Genomic DNA, 13,196 nt, shown 5'->3' with positions numbered 1-13,196 from the left:
GTGATCGCGACGCAGATGATGCAAGGTTTGCCCATAATGTCCCTCAAATATCAAAGAAGATGGTCTCAATCGGACCCTGAATGTGAATGTCGAACCGATAAATCCCAGCGCCCTCTTTTCGGGCCAGCAACGTCGACACACGTGCCTGATGTTCGATACGCGCAAGGATCGGATCCGCAGCATTGGCCGCACTTTCGTCCTCGAAATACGCCCGCGTCTGAAGGCCGATATTGATCCCCCGCGCCACGATCCACACCGTTATATGAGGCGCCTGCATCCGCCCGTCGGGCATTGGAACCGCACCTGGCTTTACCGTCTCAAAGGTATACTCGCCGGTCTCCATATCGCCTGGAGACCGTCCCCACCCGGTAAAATTCGGATCAGCCTTCCCCCGCACCTCGTTGGCCGAGGGAAACAAACCCGCCGCATCCGGTTGCCATATTTCGATCATCGCATCGCGCATCGGCGCACCCATCCCGTCAAAGACCGTACCCTTAATCGTGATCTCCTCACCCTGCACCGGACCGGTTTTCATCGATGTGCCAAGATCGCCGCCATACATCTCGATGCCGGTAAAATTCGGCATGCACCCAATATGTACATACGGGCCCGCCGTCTGGCTTGGGCTTTCCTTCAGATACTCAGTTTTCTGCACCATTTATCAAAGTCCCTCTTTGCGGTTCTCGAAGTAGGTCTGGCGCCGCCCACGCAGCACAATGTCAAACTTGTACGCTCGGCTGTCCATTGGCACCGTGCGCTGCATATCCAGCGGAGCAACCAACGCATCAAGCGCCTCCTGGCTTTTTAACACTCCGACAATCGGACATAGCGGAATAAGCGGATCCCCCTCGAAATACATCTGTGTGATCAGCCGTTGCGCAAACCCGTGCCCAAAGACGCTGAAGTGAATATGGGCAGGCCGCCAGTCGTTTGGCCCATTGGGCCAAGGATAGGGTCCGGGCTGTATAGTGCGGAACTCGTAGCTGCCATCCTCACCCGTGATCGTGCGCCCACAGCCGCCAAAGTTCGGATCCAAAGCCGCCTGATACGCCTCTTTCTTGTGGCGATATCTCCCCCCCGCATTGGCCTGCCAAAACTCCAACAGCGCCCCCGGCACGGACCGGCCCATCTCGTCCAACACGCGCCCATGCACAATGATCCGTGGCCCGATCGCGGTCTCCCCCGGTTGGGCGAAATTCACGATCAGATCGTTATCCAACTCACCGATCAGACCCTGCCCAAACACCGGCGAGGTTTCTTCGCTTAACGTTGTCGGAAATGACAAAAGGGCTGCCGTCGGGCTGCGCTTCACCGAAGTCTTATAGGCGGGCGTGTAGGCATCCGGCTGTTGATCCCGGTCACGTCGCACAAACCCGCCGGTCTGTTTGATAAGGCTCATAAAGCAACTCCCATCTTGTCGTAGGTCTGTTTGGCGAGCTTAATCGCATGATTGGCTTTAGGTACGCCCGCATAAACGGCTACATGCATAAACGCCTGCAACACATCCTGCGGGCTGGCTCCGGTGTTGGCACTGGCGCGGATATGCATCGGTATCTCGTCGAAATTCCCCGTCGCCGCCAAAAGCGCCAGCGTCAGCATCGACCGCTCGCGACGCGAGATCGTATCATCCGCCCAAAGCGTGCCCCAGGCCCCTTCGGTGATCATCTCTTGAAACGGCGCATCAAATGCCACCTTGTCCGCTTCGACCTTATCAACATGGGCGTCACCAAGAACCGCGCGTCGCACCCTCATGCCGTCATCAGATCGGCTCATGGCAGTCTCCTCTTCAGTATGGCAAGCCCACATAATTTTCGGCCATCGCAGTTTGCGCTGCTTTGTTCGACCGCAAGAATTCTAATTCAGCAATTTGCATCTTCAGATCAAAATCCGACTGACCCGGATAACGATGCATCACCGACGAGAACCACCAGGAAAACCGCTCGGCCTTCCAGACACGCGCCAAGGCGGTCGCGGAATATCCATCTATACCAACCTCAGACCCGTTTTCATAAAAGTCCCGCAACGCATTATAAAGATAATGCACATCAGACGCCGCCGTGTTCAGGCCCTTGGCACCGGTCGGCGGTACAATATGCGCCGCATCCCCGCATAGGCACAACCGCCCCCAGCGCATCGGCTCGGTCACAAACGACCGAAGCGGAGCAATGGATTTCTCAATCGACGGTCCCGTTATCAGTTTGTCCGCTTGATCTTTCGGGATCCGACGTTTCAACTCAGCCCAAAACGCGTCATCCGTCCAGTCTTCAACGCAGTCGTCCAACGAACACTGGATATAATAGCGGCTCAGGTTCTCGTTGCGCATCGAACACAACGCGAAGCCGCGCGCCGAATTGGCATAGATCAACTCGTGATTGACCGGTGGAGTCTCGCTTAAAACGCCAAGCCAACCAAAGGGATAAACCTTTTCGTATTCGCGCCGCACATCGTCAGGAATGGTCTTGCGGCTCACCCCGTGAAATCCGTCACAGCCTGCCACGAAATCACACTCAATCCGCCGCGCTTCGCCATCGACTGTATAGGTCACCTGCGGTGCATCGCTGTCTGCGCCACGAATAACCACGTCCTCGACGCTAAACTCGATCCGCCCACCTGCAGCCTCGCGCGCCGCGTAAAGATCGCGCGTCACTTCGGTTTGCCCGTAAACCATCACCGGCGTGCCGGTGTGCTCGGAAAAATCGATCCGAAACATCTCGTCGCCGTAAGAAATCAAGGCGCCGTCATGGATGAAGCCCTCAGCGTGCATCCGGTTCGCACAGCCAGCTTCCTCCATCAAAGCCACAAGCCCTTGCTCAAGCACCCCCGCCCGGATACGGCCCAGCACATAATCCTTAGTCTTACGCTCGACCACGACGCTGTCGATCCCACGAACGTGTAAAAGCTGCGAAAGCAAAAGCCCCGAAGGTCCGCCGCCTATGATTGCAACTTGCGTCCGCATCGTTCGTTAAACCCTTGTAATCTTTAGTCTGGTCTTCAATTCCGTCCGGCAAAACGCATGCAAAAAGCACGTCTGCTCGGACACATCCAACATATCCTGCGCCACTGCATCAGCCTCGCTCGTTACCAGATGCACATGGGTTTCAACCGGGTCCGCTTCGCCCGCGCGTCCCGTTCCGCCCGACGCCCCACCAAGACTGAAATGCGTGTCCTGCACGATCGAATAGGACAGTAAGTCCAACTTCTCCATCGACGCCATCCGGCCAAACTGCGTCATAAAACAAAACGCAATTCCCGCCGAAATGTAACTCACCGCATCTGGCGCGCGCCCCATTCCACCCGCCGCCGGAGCCTCCTCGCTTAAAAAGCGGAAAACCGACCCTCGCGGGCTATAAAGATGCTGCTCGATCTCTTTGATGCCATCGGCGCGCAGCGTGCAGATCGCCGCCGGATTAAGCGTGCGATCCTGTTCGTCTGTCAGGCTTGACGCGGCCTTCGCAGTGCCCTTTTGCACCGCCTTTTCAGGCGAGATCCCAAGGCGCTCAATCAAGGTCAAATCCGTCTCGCCAGCTTCCGGCGCCGCGCCCTTTGGATCACCCACAGCCGGACCTTCCAACTTCACTGCATTGGCAGGGTCAATCTCGACGCCGTTTTTCGACAGCGTAAAATAACTTGGTAAAACGCCCCGCATCAAACCGTTCAGCGGCGAGGCATGCACGGCGTCCATCACCAACTGGTTCAGCGCAGCATCATCAAGATCGCACTCCACCTCGACCTCAAGCTCCACCGGCAACGCCCCACCCGTCATAGTGCGTTTACGCATCGAACCCCTCATCGTATAATAATTGTTCTGTATAATCCGCAACTTACGAAATTCAAGACCCTGTTCAGCCGCCAAAGCCGTGATCTCGTTCATATAGCTCGAAATCATTCCCGTGGTCAGAAACGACAACGGACAAGGTGCTGCGTCATACCCGCTTAGATACGCGCCCTCGTCCGAAACCAACCGCCACATCAATCCCGAACGGGCCGACACTACCAACGCTTCTTTTTGAAACCCCGACAACGATCGCACCCAGGTACGCACCGCATCGCCCTTGCGGTTTGCAGGCGCCAAAAGACCCGTCGCATCCGCATTGGTCACGCGATAAAACGGCGCACCCCCGCTTTCAGCAATGATATTTTCCCCAAGTGCCATCACGTCCCCCCATTCGTCTCACCCGGCGGCGTCCCATGCGTGTGGAACGTCTCAATTGTCTTCAAACCCCAGGCCTGACCCTTCTTACGCTCGGTCTCAGTCCAGGTGATCGTCTCCCAATCGGGCTGCAAAATCAGCCGCGCACCAGCGTTTGCCAACTCCACCCGATTGCCCGCAGGCTCCCAGACATACAGGAAAAACGTGCCCTGAATGCCATGCTTGTGCGGCCCGGTTTCGATATGAACGCCGTTTTCCAGAAAGATATCCGCCGCCCGTAAAATGTCCTCGCGCTGATCCGCGGCATAGGTCACGTGATGCAGCCGGTTCGCGCCCTTCCCGTGTTCTTCGGTGCAGGCCAGATCGTAAGTTTTGTTGTTGATCGTGAACCAACAGCCTCCAAGGCGACCGTTATCAAGCCGGATCTGCTCCGTCACACGGCTGCCCAGACAGGTCTGCATAAAATCGCGAAACTCGGTCACGTCCGAGGCCAGTAAGTTCAGATGATCCAAACGCCGCGGGCACGCACCAACGCCGTGAAACCGGCTCGACATGTTTTTCAATGCAGGCACATCGTCGCCCGTCGCCTCGAATTTCCGCGTTTCCCAGTAAATCTCGAAAACATGCCCGAACGGGTCCTCAAACCGAAACGCCCGGCCGTGGCCCGCGTCACCGTCCACCCAGCCGTGCACGCTGTACCCCGACGCCTCAATCGCCGCGACCCGGCGCGCCAGGGCCGCCTCGGACGACACCCGATAGCCGATGTGCCCGACCCCGGTCGTCTCGGACGCCGTCAGCTTCAGCGTATGGAATTCATAGTCGTCCCACGCCCGCAAATACGCACAGTCACCCTCGCGCGCCGACAGCTTCAAACCGTAAACACGGGTGAAGAAATCGAGGCTTTCCTCGAACTTATCGGTCAGAACCTCAACGTGGCCCAGATGTGCGATATCAAAACACGGCTCACCCATGGCGCCCTTACCCAAACATCGTTGTGGGCAGGAACAGCGCGATCTGCGGAAACATCACAAGGATGATCAACGCCACCAGCATCATCAGCCAAAATAGCGCCACGCCCGAAAAAATCTCGCCCAAAGACACCTTCGGCGCGATGGATTTCACGATGAACACGTTCAAGCCGACAGGCGGCGAAATCAGTCCCATCTCCAATGCCAGAACAACCAGAACACCGAACCAGATCGGATCAATGCCCTCGGCGACTATGATTGGAAAAAAGATCGGAAGCGTCAGGACAAGCATCGCAAACCCTTCCAGAAAACACCCGAGAATGATGTAAATCAGAAGGATCAACAGCAACACGCCGGTCGCTGATAAATCCAGCCCATCCATGAAACCGCCCACGGCGGTCGGTATATGGCTTAGCGCCAGAAACGGGTTGATCAGATGCGCCGCGATCAAGATCAGCATGACCGTTGCCGTCGTCACGACGGAATCTTTGGCCGCCTTCCAAAGCGCCACAATCGGCAGCGCACGCGTTACAAACCCGATCAGAATAACCGCGCTTGCCCCAACGGCCGCTGCCTCGACGGGTGAAAACAAACCACCGTAAATGCCTCCGATGGTTAGCACAATCACCGCCACAATCGGCCCCGCCCGCGATACCGCACGCAGCTTCTCTCTCAGACCAGTCTTTGGCCCCGCAGGCCCGTATTCCGGCCTAATGTAGCAAAGCACCGTTACCGCCAGCACAAACAACGACACAAGCAACAGCCCCGGAAATACGCCTGCCAAAAACAGCCGCCCGATGGATTGCTCGGTCAAAATTGCATAGATTACAAAGCCCGTAGACGGCGGGATCAAAATCCCCAACGTACCGCCCGCCGCGACCACTCCGGTCGACAGGCGCGGGTCGTATTTGTAACGCTCCATCTCGCCCAAGGCGACCTTGCCCATCGTCAAAGCCGACGCGACTGACGAGCCCGACAATGCCGCGAACCCACCGCAACCAATGACAGTCGCCGAGGCCAAACCACCCCGCACCGAACCGATCACCGCATAGGCCGCGTCGTACAATTGTCGGCTCATTCCCGTGATCGAGGCCACGTTGCCCATCAAAATGAACAAGGGGATCACAACCAGTTCGGGCGAGGACCCCAAAGTAAACGCCTCCGACGCCAAAAGAGACGTCGCCGCGTTTAACCCGTTCAACGCCCAGATGCCGAAAAAGCCGACGATGAACATCGCGAACGCGACAGGGATGCGCAGAACCAAAAGCCCAAACAGAACGATAATTCCGAAAATACCCGCCGAAGCCGCGCTCATGCGTCCTTCTCCGAGCGAATGTCGCGCCCTGTCAGGGCAAGTTCAACCGCGCGCAGTGCAAGGCCTAACGCCGCCAACAGCATGAATGCGACCATCGCCCATTGAAACCACGCTTTGGGCAGGTACAAAAGGTTGGTCGACAGGTTCAGCATCACAGAAAGCTGTGAGGAATCCCAAGTGGCCCAGGCAAGAGCGGCAAAGATCGCCGCCCCAAAAATCGCAACCACGATGTCGATCAGGTAATTCAATTTTGCCGGGAAAAAGCGCTCGAAAAGATCAACGGCGATATGCCCGCCAAGCCGGTCACACTGCGCCATCGGAGCAAAAATCATCACAGTCATCGCCATCATGGTGATGTCCTGACCGCCATAAAGCGGATTGCCAAAAGCGCGCCCCACCACATCAAGCAGAACGACACCGACCACGCAAAGAAGCGCAGCCGAGCCGATCGCGGCGGACAGGCCGATAAGCCTGTCCGCCAGTTTACGCAATTGATCCAAATGCTTACTGCTGCATTGCGGCCAATGCCGCATCGCCGCCCACACTGGCCACATAATCCGATGTCACTGAAGAAACCGCGTCAGTGAAGGCTTGGATTTCTTCTGCTGTCAGATCGACAAAGGTGTTCTTGTCATCCTTGCGCGCCCGCGCAACACCGATCACGCCGGTCTCGTTCCACGCGGTCTCGGCATTGTTTGACAAATCGCGCCCGACATTGGCCTCAAGCGCCGCTTTCGCCTCGTCCGACAGCACGTCATATGAGCTTTGGCCCATGACCGCGAAGAACGACAAACGCCCAAGCGGTGCACCGATGGTGAACGCATCCGCGACCTCGTCCAGTTTGAAGTCATCCAAAGTCGATGACCCTGTAAACACGCCATCAATCAGACCGGTCTGAAGTGCGTTGTAGACTTGATTGATCGGCATCTGCACCGGGGTCGCCCCAAGTGCCTCGGCCACCTTGCCAGCCGTCGCGCCCGCTACGCGGATTTTCAGACCTTCCAGATCGCCGGGCGTGCGGATCACCTTGTCACGCATGATCATCACGTTCGGCTCGGACGTCCAAAGCGCCACAGGCACCGTGCCGGGAAACTCTCCGCCAATCTCGGCCATCGCATCCCAAAGCGCATCGGCGCCCGATTTGCCCTCTGGCACCACGCCCGGCAGCTCGACAATCATCGCTTTCTCGAACTGTGAGGACGTATACCCCTGAAGCCCCCAGGTGATGTCAGCCACGCCCTGAACGGCACGGATATACTGCTCGACCGGGCCTTTGCCCAACTCGCCCCCGTGATAGCCACGCACGGTCAAAGAGCCGCCTGTCGCAGCTGCCAAATCCGTATTCAGCTTTTCAATGACGGATGCATTCACCGTGTGAAATGGTGGTGTGAAATTCGCGAACTTCAACTCCTGTGCCACTGCCGGAAAGGCAGCAACAACAACCAGAGCCGCGCCCAGAAATGTTGATTTAAGTGTCATTTAAGTCCTCCCAAAAAATCGGACCGCGTCATTGGCGGCTCCGAAACCCTCAGACGACGTACCCCGGAAAAGGGACGCCGCCCAACTATCATTGCCTCAAGCCGACGTCGCACGCCAGCTATCGGATGCATACCCGCCCTCGCGGACTTCCTTCGCATAGGGCGTATCAGACACCCGCACGCGAATTTCGGCCTGACGGTGCTTTTCGGCAGACGTCTTTTGCGTCTCATCCGGTTCACCCCATTTAAGCGTCAGCACATCGCCAACCGTAACCGATTGGTCGACCACACCCAAAGACAACACACAGCGCTCGTTATAGCTATAGCCGTTGAACATCGACATGCCGACCTGTCTGTCGCCATGCATCACCATATCAGCAGAAGACGACGCATAGTTCGGCTGTGGGAAGTCGATCCACTTGTAAGGAATACCGTCGTCAAAGGCCGACGCAATAACTTTAAGAACGTCCTCTTTGTTCCACTCAAACGTCACTTTTTTCCGATTCGTGCCGCTTTCCTTCATCCGGGCGAGGGCCTCCTTGCCCACGAAGTCATCCTTCTTCCAGCCAATATAGAAATCATATCCAAGCTCGAACGGATTGACGTAGTAATCCTCGATATTGTCCGACACGTAACTTCCGCCAATCGCGCCTGCGGCCTCGTACATATCCGACCCCAGCCAATCGCGATATTCGGCCATCATGCCGTCGCCCGTGTAAATCCCAGGCAGCGGAGAGGGGATCCACCCGCTCTCAAGCGTGTTGGTCGAATAGGCCCGGCTGCCGCACTGAACCAGATCAACGCCCGCGGCGCGCGCGGCCTCCATAATCGTCGAATGGATGTAATTCTTGTCCTCGTAAGGGCCCCATATTTCCAGACCCGGCGCCCCCGACATGCCGTGGCGCAGCGCCTGCACTTTCTTCGAGCCAACATTGATCCAGTCCACATGGAAGAACTTAATGTCCTGCACCGGCCCGCCGTTCATCTTCTCGAAAATCTTCGGCGCGTCGGGGCCTTGGATCTGATAGCGATAATGGGTCCGCAAAACCCGCTCGCCTTCAGGGCGCGAGGTCGAGCGCGGATCATGCTTAATCCGTACGTTCCAATTGCCGGTCGCCGCACAAAACATCAGCCAATGCGACGTCGGCGCACGCCCTACCAGAATGAATTTGTCTTCCCGCTCGCGGAAAATGATGTGGTCGCCGATCACATGGCCATTGGGCGTCACCGGGACATAATGCTTGGCCCGGTTCAGACCGAAATTCGAAAACGAGTTAATTCCGTGATGGGATAAGAAAGCCTCCGCCTGAGGCCCCTCAACGATCAGCTCATCCATATGATGGCATTGGTCGAACAAAACTGCAGTGTGCCGCCAGGCTTCCTGCTCCACCCGCCAGTTGCGAAACTCCGGCGTTACAACCGGATAGACGTACATCCCGATCTGAGAATTTCTCAGCATTTCAACAGGGTTGGCGTGGGTCTTCATCACATCGGACAGGCTCGGCATCGTTGGTGTCTCCCTTGGAGTTAGTCAGGTGTTACAAGCGAAAGCCCCGGAACGCGTGTCGCGACCCCCGGTCCGGCTTTGGCAAAATGTTCAAGATTTTCGCGCGCAAGCCGTGCATGCTCGCGCGTCAGCGCTTCGGCCCGTGCACCTTCCCGCGCCCGGATCGCGGCAAGAATGGCCTTATGCTGCCACTGCGCCCGCGTCAGGGACGCTCGAAAATTCGGGATCAGCTCCTGTTCTTTCAGGAAAGAAGACGGCGACGCCAAAGGCAGCTGAACAACCCGCTCGATCTCGCGCTGAACGATCAAACTGCCTGCCATACGCGCCAAAAGGCTGTGAAACCCGGCGTTCAGACGGACGTAGGCGTCCAGATCAATGCCGTCCGGCGCCGCAAGTGCAGTATCAATTTCTGCCAGCGTCCGTTCGGCTTCACCCATCATCAAAGGATCAGCCCCCCGCTCTGCCGCCATCCGCGCAGCCGTGCCCTCGATGACACCACGCAATTCTATCGCGTCGTTGATGTCGTCCACGGTAAAGCTGGCGACCCGCGCGCCGCCCGTCGCAATCCGCTCCAGCAGTCCTTCGGCCACGAGCCGGTCCATTGCTTGTCTCAGGGGAGTGCGGGAAATGCCAAGCCGTTCCGACAGAGCAACCTCGGGCAACCGCGTGTTCGCTTCGAACGCGCCGGTCATCACCAGTGTGCGAAGGCCCATCAGCGCCTTGTCGAACTGTGTCGACCGATCTCCCAAAGCCACCTCCCAACAGCTTACCGAGTGTAAGGGCTAGAATGTATACAGAAACCTGTCAATAGCACACATCTTGCCCTCTAACGACCGAGTTTACAACATTATGTATACATAAATGGAAATTCAGCGGAGTGCCTGCCAGCGCCCACTGCGTCAGCCATTCTCTACCAGAGCGAACGCCTGCGCCGATACAAAACCGACGTGGTACGGACGTCGCGAAATCGCCCCGAAAGCCTCTGAATTAACGAATAACGCTGAGACATTATCGGTTTCAGCTCACAGAGGAGTTTACCACCGACAAAAGTATTGTTAGTCGATCTTCGACGCATCCTTATACATCACCCGATGCCGCCGCGTTTTGATCCAGTCCTCAAGCTCCGCGTCGCTCATAAAGTGCTCGCAATTGTAGTGATCCCAATGCAGTATCTCCTCGGGCGGTCGCCGCCACCGCTTGTATGGGGCAGCAGCCGGAGGCCCGAACAGCATGATATCAAGTACCGAAATCTCCGGTGGAATTCCAAGCAATGGCCGGATCGCATCCTGCGCTTCTTCCTGCCCGATCGCCGTGACCCACCAGACGTTATACCCCAAAGCCGCCGCCGCCAGATGCGCCGACATGGTCGCGGCAGCAACCGACTGTAGCAGAATTCTCTCAGCGTTTTCATGGTAACTACGGTCCAAAGCTGAATCATCGTTCAGCACAGGAAACGCATTGGTCCATCGCATATCAGAACACACCACCACAAACCCCGGAGCCGTCGCCAGCCCGCGATAGTCAGGAGTCGGAAACTTCATCTTCGCCTTCGCCCTAAACCGCTGCTCTGCCACGAAATACTCAGCAATTTGTTGCTTCATCGCAGGCTCCCTCACCACGATGAATTGCCAAGGCTGTGAATTTGCACCCGAAGGCCCATGTCGCGCCGCTTCGATAATCATTTCATAGTGTTCAGTCGGAACTTTAAAGTCCGGATTAAACTTGCGAACCGTTACCCGATTGCGGATCACCTGCATCAAAGCATCGTATCGACTTCGATCCCCGATCTCTGGCAAATCCACTTCTGCTTCAGCGTCTTTCAGATCAACGGCGGGAGTCGTATCGGTCATCAGCGTCCTCCAAGACAATACTTAAACCCAGCAAACATCATCCGAACCCATCCGACAACAGCTTCATCGGCGCGCGCCGTTAAGGGTTCGTTCGCGGATCTCTGCTAAAGTGCCGTTCAGTTCATGAAGTTCAAAAATCCAAAAAAACGACTCTCGCCCAAATCTCTTGATATTCCTCCTCCGCCCTCTAATGTCCTAGTATTCTCAATAATTGGGATTTTAACCCAAAATTGAGGCCACACGGGAGGACTTTCAATGAACGCACTATTCACAAACGCGGCTCTGGCCATCGGCCTAATCGCAGGCACCGCCGCATCCGCACAGAACGTCGGCATCGCCACGTCAAACCCGGGCTCGCTGTTTCATAACATCGCAACAGCCGTCGCCAACGCCGCCAATGCAGGAGGCCTGAATACAACAATTCAGCCCGCGACCAGCCCCAACCAATTCATCCCCTTCGTCAATCAAGGTGGTATCGACTTCGGCGTCTCCAACCTTCAGGAGGTGAACTATTCCATCACCGGCGAAGCATGGTGGAATGGCGTCGAGAACCCCAACATCCGCGTCGTCGCGCACCTGATGCCCCTGGTCGAAGCGATCTTTGTTCGCAAAGACAGTGACATAATGTCGATCGCCGATCTAAACGGTCAACCTATGACCGACGGCTACACGGCACAAAACACCATCCTTCCACAGCTTTCGGCGTTCTATGCGACGGCTGGCATGACACGCGACGATGTCGAAAAAGTCTCGGTCGCAAGCGTCGTCGCAGGCGCTGATGCCTTCATGGCCGGTGACACCGTCGGCTTCATCTTCGCACACGGCGCCGGAAAGGTGCGCGAGGCCGACGCAGCTGTCGGTGGCCTGCGCGCCCTTGGCGTTGACGACGACAGCGACGCCGCATTGGCGGCGGCTCGCGAACACTGGCCCACAGCGTTCTTCCTCACATTGCCCGAAGGCCGGATGCCCGGCGTGCTTGAAGACACGACCTACATCGCCTTCCCGCAAGTCATATTCACCCACGCGGATGCACCCGATGATGTGGTCTACGCAATGGCCAAGGCGATGTATGAAAATGCGCAAGTCATGGCCGATACCTTCCCGCCGTTCCGCGCGTTCCGGCCCGAAAACATGAGGGGTAACAACGGGGTATCCGAATTCCACCCCGGCGCGCTGAAGTTCTTCGAAGAAGTCGGCCTCAACTGACACCGCGCCGCGCAAGCGCGACGGAAACGGGGGCACAAAGGTGCGCCCCCGAGAAAGAAGAACAGGCACGATGAAGGGCCTTCCCGCACGCATCGCAAAGCCGGTCGCAGACGTTCTTGCGGCCGGCCTTGTGCTGACTGCAATCTGCTGGGCGCTGTCACTTCAACGCAAGATCGGGTTGGACCTTTATCCACAGCAGTTCTTCGCCGCGATCCTGTTTTTCACCCTGCCCGCCGCCTACATCACACTGCCCGCACGCCGTGGCGCGCCGCGAGATCACGTCCCGCTCTACGATGTCATCCTTGCCGGCCTGTCCATGCTGGCGGTCGGATATGTCATGGTGGCCTACCCACAACTCATTCTGATGATTTTCTCGCGCCCGCCAGCGCTTTGGATCCCGGCCTTCACAATTGTTGTTCTCCTTCTGGAAGCGCTCAGGCGTACGACTGGACCCGCGCTGATCATCATCATCGGCGCCTTCCTTCTTTATGCCCTCATAGGAGATCTCGTGCCCGGCCGCCTGCAAGGGCGCCCACAGAATTGGCAGCTTCTCGCGAGTTATTTAGCCGTTGATTCCAATGGCATTCTTGGCCTTCCAATGTCAGTGGCCTCGACGGTCGTGATCACCTTTATCTTCTTCGGAGTGCTCTTGGGCGTTACCGGCGGCTCCCAGTTTTTCACCGACGCCGCGATGATCGCCATGGGGCGTTTCCGCGGTGGAT

Annotated in this window: 14 protein-coding genes; 2 read left to right on the top strand and 12 right to left on the bottom strand. The window is 57.1% G+C overall.

What is annotated here, in order from left to right:
• Positions 1-43: 43 nt before the first annotated feature.
• From pcaG to AC221Y_RS11995, 12 genes are all read right to left on the bottom strand, one after another.
• Positions 44-658, bottom strand: a complete 615-nt coding sequence (gene pcaG, locus AC221Y_RS12050; protein WP_299748451.1) for a protocatechuate 3,4-dioxygenase subunit alpha — start codon at positions 656-658, stop codon at positions 44-46.
• 3 nt (positions 659-661) lie between these two features.
• Positions 662-1,399: a protocatechuate 3,4-dioxygenase subunit beta gene (gene pcaH / locus AC221Y_RS12045; protein ID WP_299748453.1), complete on the bottom strand. Its 738-nt coding sequence runs from the start codon at positions 1,397-1,399 to the stop codon at positions 662-664.
• On the bottom strand, positions 1,396-1,773 hold the full coding sequence (gene pcaC / locus AC221Y_RS12040) for a 4-carboxymuconolactone decarboxylase (protein WP_299748456.1): 378 nt from the start codon (positions 1,771-1,773) through the stop codon (positions 1,396-1,398). The genes pcaH and pcaC overlap by 4 nt, the downstream gene beginning before the upstream one ends.
• Before the next feature lie 13 nt (positions 1,774-1,786).
• Positions 1,787-2,956: a 4-hydroxybenzoate 3-monooxygenase gene (gene pobA / locus AC221Y_RS12035; protein WP_299748459.1), complete on the bottom strand. Its 1,170-nt coding sequence runs from the start codon at positions 2,954-2,956 to the stop codon at positions 1,787-1,789.
• A 6-nt stretch (positions 2,957-2,962) separates the two neighbouring features.
• The gene (locus AC221Y_RS12030) at positions 2,963-4,153 is read right to left on the bottom strand and encodes an OsmC family protein (protein WP_299748462.1); all 1,191 of its coding nucleotides are present in this window, start codon (positions 4,151-4,153) and stop codon (positions 2,963-2,965) included.
• Positions 4,153-5,121, bottom strand: coding sequence for a VOC family protein (locus tag AC221Y_RS12025; protein WP_299748465.1), 969 nt, complete (start codon positions 5,119-5,121; stop codon positions 4,153-4,155). Before AC221Y_RS12025 ends, AC221Y_RS12030 begins: the two co-directional genes overlap by 1 nt.
• Before the next feature lie 7 nt (positions 5,122-5,128).
• On the bottom strand, positions 5,129-6,433 hold the full coding sequence (locus AC221Y_RS12020) for a TRAP transporter large permease (protein WP_299748468.1): 1,305 nt from the start codon (positions 6,431-6,433) through the stop codon (positions 5,129-5,131).
• The gene (locus AC221Y_RS12015) at positions 6,430-6,933 is read right to left on the bottom strand and encodes a TRAP transporter small permease (protein WP_299748471.1); all 504 of its coding nucleotides are present in this window, start codon (positions 6,931-6,933) and stop codon (positions 6,430-6,432) included. The genes AC221Y_RS12020 and AC221Y_RS12015 overlap by 4 nt, the downstream gene beginning before the upstream one ends.
• A gap of 4 nt (positions 6,934-6,937) precedes the next feature.
• Entirely contained in the window at positions 6,938-7,912 is a 975-nt protein-coding gene (locus AC221Y_RS12010) for a TRAP transporter substrate-binding protein (protein ID WP_486707394.1), read from the bottom strand.
• A gap of 96 nt (positions 7,913-8,008) precedes the next feature.
• Entirely contained in the window at positions 8,009-9,418 is a 1,410-nt protein-coding gene (ligM, locus tag AC221Y_RS12005; protein ID WP_299748476.1) for a vanillate/3-O-methylgallate O-demethylase, read from the bottom strand.
• 20 nt (positions 9,419-9,438) lie between these two features.
• Positions 9,439-10,167, bottom strand: a complete 729-nt coding sequence (locus AC221Y_RS12000; RefSeq protein ID WP_486707393.1) for a GntR family transcriptional regulator — start codon at positions 10,165-10,167, stop codon at positions 9,439-9,441.
• A 306-nt stretch (positions 10,168-10,473) separates the two neighbouring features.
• Positions 10,474-11,268: a nitroreductase family protein gene (locus AC221Y_RS11995; RefSeq protein ID WP_299748482.1), complete on the bottom strand. Its 795-nt coding sequence runs from the start codon at positions 11,266-11,268 to the stop codon at positions 10,474-10,476.
• Positions 11,269-11,523: 255 nt separating this feature from the next.
• On the opposite strand from AC221Y_RS11995, the gene AC221Y_RS11990 reads away from it, so the two are divergent.
• On the top strand, positions 11,524-12,474 hold the full coding sequence (locus AC221Y_RS11990) for a TAXI family TRAP transporter solute-binding subunit (protein WP_299753397.1): 951 nt from the start codon (positions 11,524-11,526) through the stop codon (positions 12,472-12,474).
• A gap of 70 nt (positions 12,475-12,544) precedes the next feature.
• Positions 12,545-13,196, top strand: a 652-nt coding sequence (locus AC221Y_RS11985) for a TRAP transporter large permease subunit (protein ID WP_486707392.1), incomplete at its 3' end; no start/stop codon positions are given.

It is taken from the genome of Boseongicola sp. (assembly GCF_057460485.1).
The sequence above is the reverse complement of the archived record's forward strand: the minus strand, read 5'-3'. Positions and strand labels throughout refer to the sequence as shown.